The following is an 18,958-nucleotide window of genomic DNA, read 5'->3' as shown; positions in this document are numbered from 1 at the left end:
ACCGATGAGTGAGCAGGAACACCGCAAGAACATCGTCCTCGTCCACGGAGGCTTCGTGGACGGCTCCGGCTGGCAGGGGGTGCACCGGCGGCTGACCGAGGCCGGGTTCCGCGTGAGTGTCGTGCAGAACCCGACGCTGTCGCTGGAGGGTGACGTCGCCGCCACCCACCACGTCCTCGATGCGCTGGACGGGCCCGCCGTCCTGGTCGGCCACTCCTACGGCGGCGCCGTGATCACCGAGGCCGGCAACCACCCAAGGGTGACGGACCTCGTCTACATCGCCGCGTTCGCCCCCGACAAGAGCGAATCGGTGAGCACCCTGATCGCCGACCCGGCGCCGGGCGCCCCGGTGCCGCCGATCCTGCCGCCCCGGGACGGCTTCCTGTTCCTGGACCGGGAGAGGTTCGCCGCCTCGTTCGCCGCCGACGTCCCCGCCGAGACGGCCGCCTTCATGGCCGACTCCCAGGTCCCCTGGGGCGTCGACGCCCTCGGCGGCGCCGTCTCCCAGCCCGCCTGGCGCACCAGGCCGAGCTGGTACCTGGTGGCGTCCGACGACCGCATGATCCCGCCGCCCGCCCAGCGCGCCATGGCCGAGCGGGCCGGCGCCCGTACCGCCGAGGTGCCCGGCAGCCACGCCGTCTACGTCTCCCGGCCCGGCGAGGTGGCCGACTTCATCCGGCAGGCCGCCGAGCACTGACGGCGTGGCCGCCCGGCCCGGACCATCCGACGCGCGGGCGGCGAACGGTCGTCCGTCGCCCGCGCCCGACCCATCGAGGAACCGCCATGAGTTCGGAAACCCCCCGTTCGTCCGCCGCTCTTCCGCTGCACCGTCGCGCCGTCGCCCTCGCCGTGCTGCTCGTGGCCCTCGCCGCGTCCTTCCTCGCTCCGGGTCCGGCCAGGGCGGACGTGAACGATCACGACATCGGGCACGTCTGGCTCAACGTCGGTACGCCGGGAGCCTCGGCCCAGAACGCGTACGCGACGTTCATCAACAGCCTGCGCCAGGCCGCCGGGCACGAGTTCCGCAACGGCGTCTGGCAGACCCAGTCGCAGCCGACCAGTCGGCTGATCCGCATCGACCTCACCTCGCCCAACGGGAACACCGTGTGGTTGTGGGTCACGCCGCACGACCTGTACCTGCGCGGGTTCACCAGCATGGCGAACGGGACGACGTACTTCTTCAACGACTTCGCCGACTTCCCCGCCCTCTTCCAGACCCTCAGCGGCCACCCCCTGCTTCCCCCGAACCACAACCTCAGCCAGCTCTCCTTCGGCTCCAACTACAACGCGATGCGGCAGGCCGCGGGCCGGGGCCGCGAGTCGATGCCCATCGGCTGGTACGACCTCATGGGATCGATCGACAACCTCGCGACCATCGGCTACCCCTACGGCGCCAACCAGCAGAACGTCGCCAGGTCGCTGATGTTCATGATCCAGTTCACCTCCGAGGCCGCGCGCTTCTGGGACGTCTACGGCGTCACCCGCGACATCCAGGGCGGCAACACGCCCTTCTACAACGGGCTCCCCCTGCCGCAGCAGTACCTGGAGAACTCCTGGGACCAGATCTCCCAGTACGCCTACGACGTCACGAACAACCCCAACACCCCGCCCGCCAACGTCACCGGCGTCGGCATCTTCTACAGCTACGGCGACGTCCAGCGCTGGATGGCGATGCTGATCGGCTCCACCAGCCAGGTCAGCTCCACGGGCGACTGGAGCCGCGCCGAACTCTGACCCGAGGGTGCGGTCGGCTGTTCGCCTTCCCGTGCGTCCGGTGCGATCGACCGCCGACCTGTCCACGCGTGCGTGACGCCGACCGCCCCGTCCCGGCCCGTCCGTCCCGCAGAGCCCCTCCCGGCTCGAAGCGGTCATGGGACCACGCCCGCCCCACCTGGTCACTCCGGCGGCTGCCTCCCGGTCGCGGGGGTGCTCCGGGCGGGTTTGCCTGGGAGGGGCACGAGGGGGCTCGGGAAGCCGCGAGACAGGGAACCACATGACGATCACGACCGCGCGTTCGACCATGACCATCGGCGACTTCCTGCTGCGCCGCCTGCGGGAGGCGGGCATCTCGCACCTGTTCGGAGTGGCCGGCGACTACAACCTCGAGTTCCTCCTGCAGATGGAGAACCGCGACGAGTTCACGTGGGTCGGCAACTGCAACGAGCTGAACGCCGCCTACGCGGCCGACGGGTACGCGCGGCTCAACGGCATCTCGGGACTGGTGGTGACCCGCGGCGTCGGCGCCTGGAGCGCCATCAACGGTGTCGCCGGCGCCTACAGCGAGCGCGTTCCCGTCGTCTGCGTCTGCGGGTCGCTTCCGCTGAAGGCGCTGGACCGGAAGCTGCTGATGCACCACACCTCGGGCGACACCGACCACGACGACGTCATGCGCGGCTACGCCCAGGTCACGGCGGCACAGACCAGGCTGACGCCGCGGAACGCCGTGACGGAGATCGACCGGCTCATCCTCACCGCCTGGCAGCGCAAGCTCCCCGTCTACCTGGAACTGCCCTCCGACATCGCCTACCTGGACGTCGAGGTCCCGCCGGAGCCGCTGGAGCTCGTCATGCCACCGAGCGATCCCGAACGGCTGAGCACGTGCGCCGACGCGATCGTCGCCCGGCTCACCAACGCGCGCTCGCCCGTGATCCTCGTCGACATCGACGCGGACCGCTTCGACGTGACCGGCGAACTGCTGGAACTGGTAGGCAGGATGCGGCTGCCGATCGCCGCCGTCAACACTGTCAAGGGGCTCATCGACGAGACCAGCCCGTACTTCCTCGGCCTCTACGCGGGAGCGGGCAGTAAGCCCGAGATCCGCGAGACGGTGGAGAACAGCGACTGCCTGCTGGCGATCGGCGTACGGCGCGTGGACACGACGTCCGGGGGGTTCAGCGACGCGCTCCCCGCCGGACGGATCGACGCCCGCGGTGACGCCGTGGACATCGGCCCGGACAACTACCAGGCCGTCTACCTCAAGGAACTGCTCCGCCGGGTCGCCGACAAGGCCCCGGCCAGGACCTCGGGATACTTCCGGCAGGCCGGGACGCCACAGGAGCCGAGCGCGGTCGTGATGTCCGACCCGCTCACCCAGGCGGCGTACTGGAGCATGGTCCAGGACTTCATCCGCGAGGGCGACGTGCTGATCGCCGAGGACGGCACCTCCGAGGCGGGCTGCTGGGGGCTGCGGCTGCCGCCGAAGTGCTCCATCGTCACCCAGGCCGTCTGGGGCTCGATCGGCTACAGCGTGGGATCGGTCCTCGGCACGCTCCTCGCCGCGCCGAAGCGGCGGCACCTGCTCTTCGTGGGCGACGGGTCCTTCCAGCTCACGGCGCAGGAGGTGTCGACGATCCTCCGGCACGACCTCAAGCCCGTCATCTTTCTGATCAACAACGGCGGTTACACCGTCGAGCGCGCCATCTGCGGCAAGCAGGGGCACTTCAACGACATCGCCAACTGGGCCTACGCCGAACTGCCGAAGGTCCTGCACCCGGGAACGACCGCCCGGACGTTCGTCGTGAAGACGCCGGCCGAACTCAAGGAGGCGCTGGCCGCCCCGCACGACAGCATGATCTTCATCGAGGCGGTCATGGACAAGTACGACGCCCCGCAGCTCGTCATCGACTCCGGTCACGGTATGGCGGAGGTCGACTACGGCCCCCGCGGCCCGCAGCACCGGCCCGGCGTCCAGCTCTGACGGGAGACAACCCATGCGGCCCCGTGCGTCCCTGTCCTTGCTCGCCGCCGGTCTGGTGTTCATCACGGCGGCCGCCACCGGCGGTGCCGGCACATCCTGGGCCGTGCAGTCGGTCAGACCCGCGGCGCCGCCGTCCGCGGACCCGCCGCACTCACCCGCGGCGTCCCCCACCGGTACCGGCCGACCGCTGCAGGACCCTCCGCAGCTGGTGAGCCATGACGGCGTCCTCAAGGCGCGGATCACCGTCTCCAGGCGGAAGGTGGCCGTGGGGGACAGCGAGCTGTTCGCCCTCACCTACAACGGCTCCTACATGCCGCCCACCCTCCGCATCCGTCCGGGCGACCGGGTGGAGCTGGACATGGTCAACGAGTGGACCGAGGACACCAACCTCCACGTCCACGGGCTCCATGTCTCACCCGAGAGCCCGTCCGACGACATCTTCATCGAGATCAAACCCGGTGGGACCTTCCACTACTCGTACCGGATCCCTCACGACATCACTCCGGGGACCTACTGGTACCACTCCCACGCCGACATGCGTTCCGCCCCGCAGGTGGCCGGCGGCGAGTCGGGCATCATCATCGTCGACGGGCTGAGGGAATACCTGCCCCACCCCCTGAAGGACATCACCGAGCGCGTCATCGCGCTCAAGGACGACCAGACCGAGGGTGACTCCGTCAAGATCGAGAACCTGAGCATCGGCGCGCCCACCAACCGCACGATCAACGGTCAGCAGAAACCCGTCATCAGCATCGGGCCGGGCGAGACCCAACTGTGGCGGCTGGCCAACATCGGCGCCAACATCTACTACAAGCTGCACCTGCCGGGCCGGCAGTTCCATGTGATCGCCCAGGACGGCTACCCCGTCGAGCGCGTCTACTCCGCGGACTCCCTGGTCGTCCCGGCCGGTGCCCGCTTCGACGTGCTGGTGCAGGGCGGGTTGCCCGGCCAGGCCCCGCTGCAGACGCTGGCCTACGACACCGGGCCCGCCGGGAACCAGTTCCCCCAGGTGGATCTGGCGACCGTGGTCACGGAGGGCAGTCCGGTGCAGCCGGAGCGGCTGCCCGACCGCTTCGCACCGAACGAGGACCTCAGCGGTGCCGCCGTCGCCGCCCGCCACGACATCGTCTACACGGAGAACACGGCAGGCACCGAGTTCTACATCAACGGCCGGAAGTTCGACCCGAACAGGGTGGACATCACCTCCGGGCTGAACACCGTCGAGGAGTGGACCGTCGTCAACAACACCGGCGAGGAGCACTCCTTCCACGTCCACACCAACCAGTTCCAGCTGATGAGCGTCAACGGCCGGCCCACCGGGAGCGGGCACCGGTGGTACGACACCATCAACGTCCCGGCCGGGGGAAACGCCGTGCTGCGCATCCGCTTCGCCGACTTCACCGGCAGGACCGTGCTGCACTGCCACATCCTCAACCACGAGGACAACGGCATGATGGCGGTCCTGGACATCGTCCCCGGCAGTGCGACGGAACAGCGGCGGTAGGGCTCGGCGGCCACCAACCGCAGACCGTCGACTCACCGCGGCCGGATCGCCCCGGGCTCAGCTCACGCCGGCCCCGGTCGGCCACGGGCTGAGCGCCGCCACCCGCGCGCGCAGCCCGCGCATCGCCCTGGCGGAGGCGATGCCCACCGCCCCGCAGACCAGCCCGTCCCGCACGCAGGCGGCGGCGAACCGCCGCTCCGCGAGGCTGCCGTCGACCACCTCGAACCGCTCGGCGCCGCCCGGCCTGCCGAAGGCCTGGACCCGCAGCCCGTACTGGTCGGTCCACAGGTACGGGACCGGCTCGTAGGCCTGCCGGGCACCGTCCGGACCGGCCAGCAGGTTCCGGGCGGCGCACAGCGCCTGCTCGGTGGCGTTGGTGCGCTGTTCGAGGCGCCGGTGACGGCCGGTGCGCGGGTCGGGCCAGGAGGCGGCGTCACCGGCCGCCCAGACGCCGGGGCCGGCGGCGCAGTAGGCGTCGCAGACCACGCCGTCGTCCAGCCGGACGCCGCTGCCGGCCAGCCATTCGGTGGCCGGCTCGGATCCGACGGCCATCAGCACGGCGTCGGCGGCCAGTTGGGAGCCGTCCGCCAGCCGTACGCCGGAGGCCCGGCCGTGCCGTTCGGTGACCGCGGCGGCCACGCCCCGGCGGATCCGCACCCCGTGCTCGCGGTGCAGGCCTGCCAGCAGCGCGGCCGTCTCTCTGCCCAGTACCCCGGCCAGTGGTGTGGCGGTGGAGACCAGCCAGGTCACCTCGGCGCCGAGTTCGACGGCGGTGGCCGCGGCCTCGGCCCCGAGCAGCCCGCCGCCGACCACCAGCAGCCGTACGCCCGCGCGTAGTTCCTCGCGCAGGGCGAGGGCGTCCGCGAGGGTGCGCAGCACATGGGCCCCGGCCAGCGGCGCTTCGGCGCCGGGCAGCCGGCGCGGGCGGACCCCGGTGGCCAGGATGACGGCCTCGCAGCGCACCCGACCGCCGTCGGCCAGCCGCACGGTCCGGTCCCGGCGGTCCAGGCGCTCGGCCCGCACCCCCAGGCGCAGATCGATGGCGAGCCGGTGCAGCGCCTCCGGGCCGCGCAGCACCAGGCGGTCCGGCTGCCACCTCCCGCTGAGCAGGTGCTTGGAGAGCGGCGGCCGGTCGTAGGGCGGCTCGTCCTCGGCCCCGATCAGGGTGAGGCGGCCGTCGTAGCCGGCCCGGCGCAGCGCCTCGGCGGCGTGCAGCCCGGCCGCGCCGGCCCCGACGACGGCCACCTCCCGCAGAGCGGTCACAGCTGTTCCAGCCGGATCGCCGCGGCCGGGCAGACCGCGGCGGCGTCCCGGACGGCCTGGTGGAACTCGGCGGGCGGCTCGGCATCGAGCAGGACGACGATGCCGTCCTCGTCCCGCTGGTCGAAGACCTCGGGGGCGGCGAGCACGCAGTGTCCGGCGCCGCAGCACTTTTCCTGGTCGATGTGGACGAGCATGGCTTTCCCTTCGGAACATGACTGGTTCGGACCCGGTGGAGGGCGAACCGTGGTGGGGTGGATCTCACAGGTGCGAACGGTGGCGCCGGGCTGGTCCCGTCGGTGTGTGCGACCGGCCCGGGGTGACCGGCCCGGGGTGGCGGGGCGGTGGGGCATGGTGACGGCCGGTCAGCAGGGCCGGCCGCGGTGATGCCGCGTCACCAGGCGAGCGGCAGCTCGTGGACGCCGTAGATGAGCATGTCGCCCCGGAACCGGATCTCCTCGAACGGTACGGCCAGACGCAGTTCGGGCAGCCGCCGCAGGATGGTGTTCAGTGCGATCTGCAGTTCCAGCCGGGCCAGCGGCTGTCCCAGGCACTGGTGGACGCCGAAGCCGAAGGCCAGGTGCAGGCGCGAGTCGCGGGAGAGGTCGAGCTCGTCGCCGCCCGGGAACCGCCGCTCGTCCCGGTTCGCGGTGCTGATCATGCAGATCACGCCCTCGCCCGCCTGGATCCGGACGCCGCCGACGGTGACGTCCTCGGTGGCGACCCGGGTCAGGCCGGAGTGCACGATGGTCAGGTAGCGCAGCAGTTCCTCGACCGCGCCGGTGACCGACTCCGGGTGCTCGCGCAGATGGGTGAGCTGGTCGGGGTTCCGCAGCAGGGCCAGGACGGAGAGCGCGGTCATGTTCGCCGTGGTCTCGTGCCCGGCGACCAGCAGCAGCCGGCCCATGGCGCCGATCTCCTCGGTGCTCAGCTCACCGCGGGCCACCAGCCGGCTGAGGATGCCGTCGTCGGGCTCGGTGCGCTTGGAGTCGGTGAGCTCGGTCAGGTAGTCGGCCAGGCTCTTCTGGGCGGTCCGCACCTCCTCGGCCGAGGAGTCGTGGCGCAGCAGGACCCGGCTGCACTCCTGGAAGAAGTCGTGGTCCTGGTAGGGGACGCCGAGCAGCAGGCAGATGACCAGGGACGGCAGCGGCAGCGCGAACCCGCGGACCAGGTCGCCGGAGGAGCGGCCGGCGGTCATCTCGTCGAGGAGCTCGTCGGCGATGCGCTGGACCTCGGGACGCAGCGCCTCGACCTTCTTGATCATGAACTCGCTGGTGAGCATCCGGCGCAGCTGGGCGTGTTCCGGGTCGTCCATCCGGATGAGGGTCCGCTGCCCCGTGCTCAACTGCCGGGCCCCGGCGCTGATGAACGGGAAGCCGGACCGGTCGGCGTCCGAGCTGAAGCGGGCGTCGCTGAGCACCGCCTTGATGTCGTCGTGGCGGGTGACCAGCCAGCTGGGGGCGCCGTCCCAGAGCGCGATCCGGCTGATCGGTTCCTCCTGCCGGGCCTGCTGGTAGGCCGACGGCGGGTCGAACGGGCAGCCGCCACGGGCGGCGGGGTGGGTGAACCGGGGGGTTTGGGCGGTGGTGGCCATCATGGGCTCCCTTCTCGGAGCGGGATCTGCCGGTGGCGCCGAGCGGATGGGCCTGCGGTGCCGTGGAGTAGCGCCCAGGACCATTACATGCCCTAAGCAACTAACTCACCGTCACGCTAACTCGCGTTCCGTGGCGGCGAAAGAGCCCATCCGGTGACGACCGAATCTGTCCGAAAACCGGGCAGGGGCCGACACGGGAGCCACTCCCCGAACGGGGTCGCTACAGTTCCCCCATGCCGGACGCGACAGACAATCCGACCGCCACCTCCGAGCTGGAGGCGGTGCTGGCCTCGCTGGCCTACCTGCTGACTCGTTCGCAGGAGCACGAGCGCCAGATGGCACGGGCCGGCATCAAGGCGGCGCGCTCGGACGTCTACCTGCTGCGCGCGCTCGCCGAGGCCGAGGAGGCCAGCCGGGTGGGCGACCTGGCCGCCCGGCTGATGGTCAAGCCCTCCCACGTCACTCGGCAGATCGACCGGCTGCAGAGCCAGCAACTGGTGGAACGCACCCCGGACACGCTGGACCGCCGGGCCCGCCAGGTGGCGCTCACGGCCGAAGGGCGGGCGATGCTCAACCGTCTGAAACAGGCCAACATCGCCAGCCTGACCGGCGCGCTGGACGGTATTCCGGCGCCGGACGTCGCCGCCACGGTCAGCGTGCTGCGCCACCTGGTGGACCGGTACGTTCGGCAGGTCCGGATCACGATGCTGTCCGAGGAGGCCACGCCCCCGGGCCGGGCGGCCGGGAGTGCCGACTCGGGCCCGCCCCACCGCACCTGACACGGTCGCCCCGGACGGGGGAGCGGGCGTACGCGGGAAAGGCGGGTGCTGCCACGCTCACCCGCCGGCCGCGCTCTGCGGTCCGGGCCGGCTTCTTCGGCGACGGCGCCACCAGCGACGACCAGTGGTGGTCGCCGCCGGACGGCGAGGGGCAGCAGCGCTACCTCTGACCGCCGGCCGGCGGTGCCGGGAGAGGGGCCGCGCTCCCTCCCGGCGCGGCGGGCGGCGGGTTCACGGCCGGGGTGCGTCGGAGAATATCTCCAGTGACGCGTACTCCGCCGTGATGCTGAGGCCGGCGTTCAGCCCTCCGGCGATCAGCCGGGGGACGGCGGGCTGGGCCGGGCCGGCGCCGGGCCGCTGGCTTGCGAACTGGGCGTTCACCCAGGACTTCTGATCCTCCGTCGCCTGACCCTTGAGGACGATGTCCAGGGTCTCCGTCAGCTCCGTCGCCGACGCGTCGTCGGCCTGCCCCCGGGAGACGGCGAGGATCATACGCGGGTTGCCCTCGTGGTCGGCGCGTATCTCGATGGCGAGGGTGTGGCCGTCGGGGAGCTTCTTGAGCGCCTGGTAGCAGACGTGGTCGGGCAGGGTGCCGGGGACGCCCTTGATCTGCTGGGTGATGAAGTCGAGGCCCCAGTGGTCCTTGAACCGCTGGAGCAGGTCGGTGTCCTTGACCGAGGTGATCGCAGCGCTTCGCCAACTGGGCGGCTGCAGCCCGTCCGTGGCCGGTGCGCTCGGCACCGGCTTCCCGTCCGCGGCCGCGCCGCCCTTGCCGTCCTTGGTCGCGCCGCCGCCGTCGGCCGGGGCCACCGGGGCCGAGGGAACTGCGGCCGGGGTCCCCGCCCCGCTCGCGGCCCCGGTCGCGACCGGCCCCGACGTCGCTGCGGTCGCGGACGGCTTCGGGTCGGAGGCGCAGCCGGCGAGGGGAAGCGCCAGGGCCACGGCCAGGACGGGCAGGACGGCTCGGCGCCTGGAGTGAGTCACGTGAGAGGCCTCTCGATTGACGAGCCGGGGTGACGGCGGCGCCGCCCCGGCGGTGGGACCGACCGGCCGGGGGCGGGAGCCGCCCCCGGCCGGGTATTACGGTGCGGGTGTTCCTCCGTCGTCGTCCGTCACGGGGTGAAGGCGATGGCGTCGAACGCGATGTCCGGGCCGCTGAAGTCCGTGCCGTCCACCAGGTTGCTCACCTGGACGCGGGCGCCGGAGCACAGGATCATCCTGGCGTCGCCGAGCTGGAACCAGCCCTGTCCCGCGGTCTTGGTCTGGGACTGGTCCAGCTTGGTGACGGTCGGCACGAGGCCGTTCGAACCGCAGCCAGAGTAGATCAGGTACGACAGGTTGGGCACCTGGGCCCCGTGGGTGGGCAGGTGGACGAAGATCCGGTTCCCGCTCACCTTCAGGTCGGGAGACCAGGTGGCCACCACACGGTGCGAGATGTTGATGGGCACCTGCGGGGCCTGCGTCAGGTACTGGTAGTACTGCGGCTGCGTCCCCGTGTTGTTGGAGTACACGTGCGTGAAGTACATGCGGCCGCCGTAGCCCGCGCCGAACTGGTGCAGGTCGATTTGGGCGAGGTAGACCGCGTGCGAGTAGTTGTCGCCGGTGCGGATGGTGAACTTGCCGCCCTTCTCCTGGTCGCCGTTGCAGCCGTAGGCGTTCTTCCAGGGGTAGAACTGCGTGTACACCACCGACGTGTTGGCGGCGTCCCAGCCCGATGGCAGGGTGCAGTCCGGCTTCGGGTAGCGGGCGACCATCGCCGGCTCCGGGTCGGAGGCGGAGTACGCGAGCTTCTGCGTGGACGCGTTCAGGTCGCTGGCGTTGTCGATCCAGGAGACGGCCGGCCCCGGGTACCAGCAGCTGCTGTTGAGCGCGGGGCAGCCCGTCCCGGGGGTGCAGTGGTTGGTCGGCCCGCAGAACAGCGAGTAGTTGCTGGGCAGGTTGAGAGAGTGGATGTAGCCGAAGTTCGGCTGGACGTAGGCCATCTTGCCGGTGTAGTCGTTCTGCGGGCGCTCCGCCCAGCCGAGCACCTTCTCCTGGTACGGCCAGTTGGCCGGCTTGGCCGCGTCCCCGTAGGAGGCCCGCAGGAAGCCCTGGCGGTTGGAGGGGTAGATCGGGTTGGAGGGGTTGTTGCGGTAGCCGAGGCCGTAGTAGCCGCTCGGGTCCCCGCCCGGCTGGTAGAAGCCGGAGTTGTAGGTCCACAGCGCGAGGTACCAGTTCTCGATGAACCGGGGGTCCCCGCCGTTGGGCAGCAGGCCGGCCGCGCGGACGATCTCCCACTTGTTCTCGAGGATCTGGAGGGCGGCGGCGATGTTGGCGGCGTAGTCCGTCGCGATCGCGGTCTTCTGGGCCGGCGTCCAGGTCGTCTTGTCGGCGGCGGCCATGCCGTCGGTGATCTGGGCGATGCCGTAACCGCAGTCGCCCTTGCTGTAGTTGATGGCGACCGGGGTGGTGCGGTTGGCGGCGGCGTCGGCGGCGGTGCGCAGGAGGTTGTCGTTGCCGTAGTAGACGCCCATCAGCGGGTTCCCGGCGTCACCGGCGACGGCGTGCCAGGTTGCCTGGGACAGGTTGCTCTCCTGGGCGACCAGGCCGAGCAGCACCTGGGCGGGGACGAGGCCCTTCTGCTTGTTCGGGCCGATGCCCGGCTCCGGGAACATGGCCTGGATCGAGTAGGCGGGCTGCCCGGTGCCCAGGTAGTCCTTGGGCCGCTGGATGTCCAGGCTGTTGGTGACCGCCCGGTCCACCGCCCACTGGACCATGGCCGGAGTGGGCTGCATCGCCTGGTTGTTGGGGTCGTTGCGCTTCACGGCGCACTTGGGGGTGGACCAGTTGGGCTCGGCGGCGGGGTTGGCGGTGGCGGGGCCGCCGGTGACGTCTCCCCAGGAGCTGATGTCCCCGAGGGCCGTGGACTGGAGGGACTGGGCCGTCTGGGCCTTGGCCGCGGCGGCCGGTGCCTGCTCGGCTCCGCCGGCCGCGTCGGTGAGCAGCCTCGGCGCCGACGGGTTCGTGGTGACCGTGCCGGTGAGCCGGGCACCGCTGTGCATGGCGCGCACCCGGGCCGTCACCTGGGGCACGTCGGCCTCCATGCCGGCGCCGAAGTTCACCGCGCGGGTCACCCAGGCGGGCTGGATGTCCTCGGCGGCGAGGTGGCCCTGCTGGGACAGGGCGGCGACCGGCTTCTCCGCCGGGAGCGCGACGGGCGCCTCGGCGCCCTTCTTCAGCCCGCCGGTCTCGCCGACCAGGGCGTTGCGCCCGTCACCGAGCCGGAACAACTGCAGCCGGTCCAGCGGGGCGTCGCCCAGCCCGGTCAGCCCGTTGGGGGTCCAGTGCTCCGCGACGGCCCGCTGCTCCTTGGCGGACAGCAGGTCGAGGCCGCCGTCGGGGGCGGCGTTCAGGGTGAAGACCCGGCCGGCGGGCGCGGCGACCTTCTCGGTGCGCCCGTCACTTCCGATGCGCACCACGGAACCGTCGGCCACGCCGAAGTCGCCCTGGGCGGACGGCGCCAGGTTGGTGATCTGCTGCTCGCTGCGCACCGTCGAGGTGACCTTCGCGGTCTCCGCGTCCACCGCGATGACCTCGGTCGTGCGGCCCTCGGGGCCGCTGTAACGGCTGAGCAGGACACGCTCACCCGCGCCGCAGGCCGGAGCGAAGTAGGCCAGGGAGACCCGGCCGGCGATCTGCCGGGCCTGACCGGTGGTGGTGTCCACCACGGCGGCGTAGCCGCCGGCGTCCACGCCCTCGGCCCGGTTGGCGGCCGCCGTCGGTGCGTAGACGGCCACCGCGTACCGTCCGGAGCCGGTGACGCAGAGGTTGCCGCTCCAGGAGCCGCCCTCGGGCAGCGGGGCGGTCAGGGTCGAGAGGGTGTCCCAGGCGAAGGCCTTGTTCTCCTGGGCGCGGTAGATGTGGAAGCCCGTCTCGTCACCGGCCGAGGTGATCAGCTGGTCCGTGGACGTGCGCCAGCCCTTGCCCAGGTTGCCGTCCGGGGACGGCACGGCGGCGTCGGCCCCGGCCACGGCGTTCGGGCCGGAGGGGGCGGGGGTCGGCTGGGCGCCGGCCTGGGGGAGTGCGGTGGTGGCGAGGACCGCGGCGGTCAGGGCGCCGGTGGTCAGGATCCGGCGGGAGCGCCGGATCGGCGTGCGGAAGGGGTGTCGGGCCATCAGAACCACTCCCCGCAGATCGAGCCGCTGTCGTCGTCGGCACCGGTGGGGCTCGGGGGGTTGAAGCGGTCCCGGTCCTGGTCCAGGAACTGGTCGCAGACCCGGACGGACTTGCGGTAGTCCCTCATGATCGACCTGGCGGTGTACGGGTAGGTCGCCTTGTACTCGTAGGTCAGGCCCCAGCTGGTCTCGACCCCGCCCTCAGGATCGACGCTCCACAGCCTCGCGAACCAGCTGTTGCTGCCCTGCTGCACCTCCGCTTCCTCCCAGACGGCGCCGCAGGCCCGCGAACGCATCAGCCGCACTTTCGCGTTCGGGCCGGAGATCTCCTGGAGGAGCTCCTCGTCGGCGGTGCAGCCCGAGGCCGCCGGGTCACCGCCGTCGCAGGCGCTGTACTTGCAGTCCGGGGCCGCGTGGGCGGGCGTCGCCGGCAGGACGGCGACCATGGCCAGGACCACACCGGTGAGTGCTCTCGCTAATGAGCGCACCAAACCACTCCTTATTCAGCTGATTCGGGTAATGGCGTCGGACCCGGCGGCCGAATCGACTGGTTGACGTTTTTGTCAACCGATTTTTCAATGGCAGTCGGGTCGCGTGCATATCTTTGTGGAGTTGGTCATCGGCCGTCAAGGATGACTATCGGTCAGGGGTCGGCCGAATGTCACCATCCTTTTTCTCCGGATCGGCATGAACGGTCGAGGTTGCCCGCCTTCGGTCCGAGTGCAAAGGAATCCGTGGATCGTCGCCATTGCCTCGAATGTCCGTTTGTGGACCGTCTGATGCCCTCTGTGGTGCCCGGCCGGCGGTGAAGCGAAAGGGTACGTTCCGCTAGTTTCCCGATCGTTACCGAACCAGTTTCCGCCGCGGCCGCCACGCCCCCGAGTCGGGTGCTGTAATGATCGGCGGGCTTCACGGGGGGGGTTTATTCAGCGATTTCTTTTTCCGCCGCTGACGGAAAGTCGGGAACAGGCCTCCCCGGCCGTTGCCCGGCCCGGCCGAGGGCCGCATTTCGAGGTGTCGGATTTCCGGGCGCTCGACCGACCGGTGCGTGTTGCAGCCATCGTCGAGCGCCCCGTCGGCATGCGCCGGAACGCACCCGGGCGCGGCCTCCGCCGGGCGGTTCGCCCTCAACGACCCGAGACACGAGAGACCGGGAGGTTCCGTGGTCCACCGACCACGCAAGGCCGTCATCGCGGCCGCGTTCACCCTGTTGGCGGGAATAACCGTCGCGGCACCCGCGACGGCCGCGCCCGACGCACCGACCCCGCAGCAGCAGACCCCGGCGTTCGCCGACCCGCCGCGCACACCCTCGAAGGTGACCGACCCCGACACCTCCCTGCCGCCCGGCTGGCGCGGCTCGGACGACCGGGCGGTGACGCTCGCGGGCGACGGCGGCGGGCTGCACGTCCTGGCCGCCGAGAGCGGTCAGGCCTACCAGTGGCGCACGGTGGCTACGCTGTCGGAGCCGGGCTTCAACACCGACCTGTGGATCGGCAACTCCTGCGTCACCGGCTCCGGGCAGCGGGCCGTCGTGGTGTACGCCCCGCGGCAGTTCGTCAACAAGCCCGAACTGCTGCAGCGCGGCGGCTTCGCGGCGGTCGTGGACCTCGCCTCGGGCGCGGTGACCAAGCTGCCCGAGACGGTCTCGCTCGCCTACTTCGACCCCGGCTGCGGCGTGGACGAGACGGCGGTGCTCACCCAGAACGGGGACAGCGACCTCGGCTCGACGCGGCTGCTGACCGTCGACACGGCCGCTGGCACGATCGTGAAGACGGTCACCGTGAAAGGGCAGGTCACCTCGGCCGTGCCCACCCGTGACGGGCTGGTCGGCGCCTCCGGCGCGAAGCTCAGCCGGATCGACGACTCCGGGAACGCCACCGAGCTGGAGACCACCTCGGGTGCGGCGAGCAGCGTCCACCCCGACACCGACGGCGGCATCGCCTTCATCGACCACGCGGACGGCCGCGCGGCGGTGAAGCGCCTCGCCGACGGGAAGGTGTCCACCCTGGCGCAGGCCCCGACCGGTGAGGTCGCCCTGCAGCCCGGCGCGGGCGGCAAGCTGTTCGTCACCGGCAAGCCGGAGCAGGTCGTCCCGCTGCCGGGCGCCGTCACCACGTTGCCCGTACCGGTGGACGCCGTGGTGTCCACCAAGGGTGCCATCGCCGTCGACCAGTCCGTGTCCGGCAGCGCGCGCGGCCTCGCGGCCCACCCGCTGCAGGCGCCGGAGGAGGGCGCCCCCTCGGGGATCGAGGTCAAGGCCGAAGTCCCGGCCACCGGCAAGAAGCTGACTTTCTCCGTCGCGCCGGACGCCGCGGCCGGTGGCAAGGGCGCCGCCGGCTCGCCGGCCCTGGAGAGCGGCGCCGCCGCTCCTGCCGGCACCGGCAAGCAGCCCAAGGCGCTCGCGGCCCCGGCCGTCGGTGAGGGCAACAACGCCTACGACCCGGTCGACGAGGACCGCACCTGCTCCGTGCCCCGCAACGACCCCGCCCAGCAGGCCTACCAGCCGACCCCCAACCAGGTCGAGTGGGCCGTCGACATGGCCGTGCGCGGCCAGCTGACCGGGAGCTGGGTCCGTCAGGGAGGCTGGCGGACCGAGACCGGCCTGGGTTTCGTCGACCCGCAGGCGATGTTTCCGCTGCCCGCCCTGACCGGCGCCCCCAGCGCCCACATCCCGCCGCAGGTTCTCCTGGGCGTCCTCGCCCAGGAGTCCAACCTCTGGCAGGCCGAGGGCGGCGCGATGCCGGGCCAGACCGGCAACCCGCTCACCGGCGGCTTCTACGGCCACCCCAAGGCCGACCCGGCCCACCCGCAGGACGTGTGGCAGATCAAGTGGGACAAGGTCGACTGCGGCTACGGCATCGGCCAGCAGACCGACGGCATGCACGGCCCGACCGGGCTGCGCACCGGTGACGTCGTCTGGCCCTACGACAAGCAGAAGGCCGTCGGGCTGGACTACACCTCCAACATCGCGGCCGCGGCCAGGACCCTCGCCGAGAAGTGGAACGAGCTCCACGACCCGACCCTGCCGGCCTCCATGAAGATCAACGACGACGACCCGTCCGCGATCGAGAACTGGTTCACCGCCGCCTGGAACTACAACTCGGGCTTCAACAAGTACGACCCCGCCACGCCGCTCACCCGCTGGGGCCTGGGCTACCTCAACAACCCGGCCAACCCGATCTACCAGCCGGACCGCAAGCCCTTCCTGGACGGCAACCACTACGCGGACGCCGCCCACCCCCAGTACTGGCCCTACCAGGAGAAGGTCCTCGGCTGGGCGGCCTGGCCGATCGACACCGGCCGCTCCTACGACGACAACGGCAACCAGAACAAGGGCAACACCGCCGGCTACTCGGCGGCCTGGTGGACGAACGAGTTCCAGAAGTCCGGCGTGAAGCCGCCGCTGGAGGCGTTCTGCAACACGAACAACAGCTGCGACCCGAAGAACCCGCCGCGCTGCGAGATCGACCACCTCGGCCCGTCCTGCGACCCGCCGTACTGGTACCACGGTCCGGCGTCCTGGAAGACCTGCTCCGACGGCAGCTGCGGCCACGAGTACCTCACGTACAAGACCCTGCGCGCGGAGCCGGGCAACGGCAACTCCGGTGCCCCGAACTGCGCCGCGCCGCCCTCCGGTTCGCTGGTCATCGACTCGGTCTCGGGCCAGGTGCCGCCCATGCGCGACGGCTGCACCCGGACCTGGACCAACGCCGGGACGCTCAGCTTCAACTTCCAGGCGGACTCCGCCGGCCACTACGAGGCCAAGGCCGACCTGCACCAGATCGGCGGCGGCTACGGCGCGCACTTCTGGTACGCCCACACGCGCAGCTCCGCCACCTCCGTCAGCCCGTCGACGACCTCCCTGGAGGCGCCGCCGAACCCGTACGGCACCATGGCGATCACGGGTACCTGGCAGCTCAACCAGCGGACGAAGGGGTGGACCAGGGTCTTCGTCCACGTGCCCGACACCGGCTCGCAGACCCAGCAGGCGATCTACACCGTCCACACCGGCAACGGTGTGACCCGCAACCGCATCCTCAACGTCGTGTCCAACAGCAACCACTGGGTGAGCCTGGGCGTCTTCGAGTTCGTCGACGGGAGCGACTTCCAGGGGGTCCAGCTGTCCAACTACACACCGGACGGCGACGCCGTGGAGGACGTCGCCTGGGACGCGGCCGCGTTCCAGCCTCTGCCCGGCAAGCCGAAGGACGTCGTCGTCCAGATGGGCGACTCCTACTCCTCCGGCGAGGGCGCCCAGCCGTACATCTACGGCACCGACATGGGGCCGTACGCCGACATCGACTCGCAGACCTCGCCCGGCCGGTCCTGGAACGCCTGCCGTCGCAGCGTCAACTCCTGGGTGCGCCAGACCGTCCTCCCCGGCCGGCCCGCCGGCATCGGGTCCATGGCGGACAGCCTGGACACCAGCCTCGACTACCACTCGGTGGCCTGCTCGGGTGCCTACACCTGGCAGATGGACACGATCGGGAGCAGGAACTGGGGGACGCTGGGGCAGCACCACGAAGTCACCCAGCTGGACTCGGGCTTTCTTGACGAGAACACCACGCTCGTCGTCCTGAACGCGGGCGGCAACGACTCCGGTTTCGCCAGTACCGTCAAGAACTGCGCCCTGCTGAGCTGCCCCTCCGACGCGAAGGTCAAGGGCGACATCGACAACACCGCCGCCCCGCTGAAGGACCTGATCAAGCACATCAACGAGAAGGCCCCGAAGGCCAAGATCATCCTGCTCGGCTACCCGAAGCTCTTCGACGTGGCCGGCGTGATCACCAGCGTGTGCTCGGTCATGAACGAGGGCGCGGCGATGTCCCTGAACAAGTGGGCCGACTACATGAAGGACTCCCAGCAGAAGGCCGTCGACGAGCTGCGGAGCGGGGACAATCCGCTGCCGGTCACGTTCTACTCACCGATGGTGGAGTTCGAGCACCGAGGTGTCTGCGGTTCGGTCCCGGGCATCAACGACCTGGTGGCCGCGCCGACGACCAAGGGCGGCGGTGACTTCTCCTGCCCCGGAAGTGCGCTGCCGTGCCCGAGCATGGAGTCCTACCACCCGAACAACTCCGGGACGAAGCAGTACGCCCTGGCCCTCACCAACGCCCTGAAGGCGGCCGGGTACTAGGGTCTGTCGTCAGGCTCCCGCCGCCACGCAGGCGGGAGCCTGACGACAGGCCCCTGCATCCCGACAGGCCGTCCGACCCGCCGGGGCCCCGTACGGGCCCGGCCCTTTCCCGATGGGATCAGATGAAAGCCGTCCGCTGGGTGATGACCGGGCTCGCCGTCCTCGTGGCGCTGGCGATCGCGGCCGTTGTGGTGATCGTCCACCGCGACCGGGTCGAGACCGAGGAGCGCCGGGCGCGGGCGGCGGCCGGGGCGGAGGCGAGTGCCCGGACGTACGCGGCCAGGCTCGCCCCGGCCTTCGAATCCGGGCCGCAGACCGTCGATTCGCTGGAGGCGCTCGCCAAGGGCACGGCGGTGCACGTCGTCACCGCGGCCAGGGAGGGAGCCTTTGTCCAGGTCGGTGTGATGGCGGACGTGCTGTACCCGGGCGGGTGGAGCTCCGCCCAGGAGACGGTCTGTCTGCTGGCCGAGCTCTCCCGCAACGGCGGCCCGGTCACGGCGCAGGTGTCCGTCGTCCCGTGCGCGCGGATTCCCGCCGTCACGACCCGCGCCGAGACCTTCAGCGTGGGCTGAACCCGCCGCTGCCGGGGGCCTTCACCCGGCGGCGTGCCCGGTCGATGTGCTTGCGGGTCGCCGCCGGTGTTTCCGAACCGGTGTGCCAGGCAGTCACACACGAGGGTGACCGGGCCGGACTCCCCGGCCGCGACTGCGAAAAACCGCGAAAGCAGGGCCTCCTGGATCGCTCGTTGGCGTAGACGCCCTCCGAGCTACCAGGAGGCCCTGCTTCCATACCGCTACCGACCGTGATCACCCGATCGAGACTCCCGTTCGATC

The 18,958-nt window shown here is 71.2% G+C and carries 13 protein-coding genes; 7 read left to right on the top strand and 6 right to left on the bottom strand.

The genetic code is table 11. From position 1 onward, the window contains the following. Positions 1–4 precede the first annotated feature (4 nt). From AB0P06_RS27520 to AB0P06_RS27505, 4 genes are all read left to right on the top strand, one after another. Positions 5–697 (top strand): alpha/beta hydrolase, encoded by a 693-nt coding sequence (locus AB0P06_RS27520; RefSeq protein WP_363611867.1) that lies wholly within the window; start codon positions 5–7, stop codon positions 695–697. An 86-nt stretch (positions 698–783) separates the two neighbouring features. Beyond that, positions 784–1,734 (top strand): ribosome-inactivating family protein, encoded by a 951-nt coding sequence (locus tag AB0P06_RS27515; RefSeq protein WP_363611865.1) that lies wholly within the window; start codon positions 784–786, stop codon positions 1,732–1,734. Between the two features lie 259 nt (positions 1,735–1,993). Then, positions 1,994–3,697 carry a thiamine pyrophosphate-binding protein gene (locus tag AB0P06_RS27510; RefSeq protein ID WP_363611863.1) on the top strand — a complete coding sequence of 568 codons (1,704 nt, stop codon included), beginning with the start codon at positions 1,994–1,996 and terminating at the stop codon, positions 3,695–3,697. A gap of 13 nt (positions 3,698–3,710) precedes the next feature. Beyond that, the gene (locus tag AB0P06_RS27505; RefSeq protein ID WP_363611861.1) at positions 3,711–5,201 is read left to right on the top strand and encodes a multicopper oxidase family protein; all 1,491 of its coding nucleotides are present in this window, start codon (positions 3,711–3,713) and stop codon (positions 5,199–5,201) included. Positions 5,202–5,258: 57 nt separating this feature from the next. Here the strand turns inward: AB0P06_RS27505 and AB0P06_RS27500 are convergent, their stop codons facing one another. From AB0P06_RS27500 to AB0P06_RS27490, 3 genes are all read right to left on the bottom strand, one after another. After that, positions 5,259–6,464, bottom strand: a complete 1,206-nt coding sequence (locus AB0P06_RS27500; protein WP_363611859.1) for an FAD-dependent oxidoreductase — start codon at positions 6,462–6,464, stop codon at positions 5,259–5,261. Continuing rightward, positions 6,461–6,658, bottom strand: coding sequence for a ferredoxin (locus AB0P06_RS27495; RefSeq protein WP_363611857.1), 198 nt, complete (start codon positions 6,656–6,658; stop codon positions 6,461–6,463). Before AB0P06_RS27495 ends, AB0P06_RS27500 begins: the two co-directional genes overlap by 4 nt. A gap of 197 nt (positions 6,659–6,855) precedes the next feature. Next, complete coding sequence (locus tag AB0P06_RS27490) at positions 6,856–8,058, bottom strand: cytochrome P450 (protein ID WP_363611855.1); 1,203 nt, start codon at positions 8,056–8,058, stop codon at positions 6,856–6,858. 230 nt (positions 8,059–8,288) lie between these two features. On the opposite strand from AB0P06_RS27490, the gene AB0P06_RS27485 reads away from it, so the two are divergent. Then, positions 8,289–8,834: a MarR family transcriptional regulator gene (locus AB0P06_RS27485; RefSeq protein ID WP_363611853.1), complete on the top strand. Its 546-nt coding sequence runs from the start codon at positions 8,289–8,291 to the stop codon at positions 8,832–8,834. Between the two features lie 231 nt (positions 8,835–9,065). On the opposite strand, the gene AB0P06_RS27480 is transcribed toward AB0P06_RS27485, so the two are convergent. From AB0P06_RS27480 to AB0P06_RS27470, 3 genes are all read right to left on the bottom strand, one after another. Next, a complete protein-coding gene (locus AB0P06_RS27480) occupies positions 9,066–9,818 on the bottom strand; it encodes a hypothetical protein (protein WP_363611851.1) in 753 nt (250 codons plus the stop codon). 128 nt (positions 9,819–9,946) lie between these two features. Next, positions 9,947–12,988 (bottom strand): hypothetical protein, encoded by a 3,042-nt coding sequence (locus AB0P06_RS27475; RefSeq protein WP_363611849.1) that lies wholly within the window; start codon positions 12,986–12,988, stop codon positions 9,947–9,949. Beyond that, positions 12,988–13,476 (bottom strand): DUF2690 domain-containing protein, encoded by a 489-nt coding sequence (locus AB0P06_RS27470; RefSeq protein ID WP_363611847.1) that lies wholly within the window; start codon positions 13,474–13,476, stop codon positions 12,988–12,990. The genes AB0P06_RS27475 and AB0P06_RS27470 overlap by 1 nt, the downstream gene beginning before the upstream one ends. Before the next feature lie 674 nt (positions 13,477–14,150). On the opposite strand from AB0P06_RS27470, the gene AB0P06_RS27465 reads away from it, so the two are divergent. Together AB0P06_RS27465 and AB0P06_RS27460 are read left to right on the top strand one after the other, a co-directional pair. After that, positions 14,151–18,125 (top strand): SGNH/GDSL hydrolase family protein, encoded by a 3,975-nt coding sequence (locus AB0P06_RS27465; RefSeq protein ID WP_363611846.1) that lies wholly within the window; start codon positions 14,151–14,153, stop codon positions 18,123–18,125. 122 nt (positions 18,126–18,247) lie between these two features. After that, on the top strand, positions 18,248–18,697 hold the full coding sequence (locus tag AB0P06_RS27460; protein WP_363611844.1) for a hypothetical protein: 450 nt from the start codon (positions 18,248–18,250) through the stop codon (positions 18,695–18,697). The last annotated feature ends 261 nt before the right edge of the window (positions 18,698–18,958 follow it).

It is taken from the genome of Kitasatospora sp. NPDC088351 (assembly GCF_040685575.1).
In the GTDB taxonomy this organism is placed as follows: domain Bacteria; phylum Actinomycetota; class Actinomycetes; order Streptomycetales; family Streptomycetaceae; genus Kitasatospora.
Note: the sequence above shows the minus strand (reverse complement) of the source record. Positions and strands in the feature narration are given on the sequence as shown.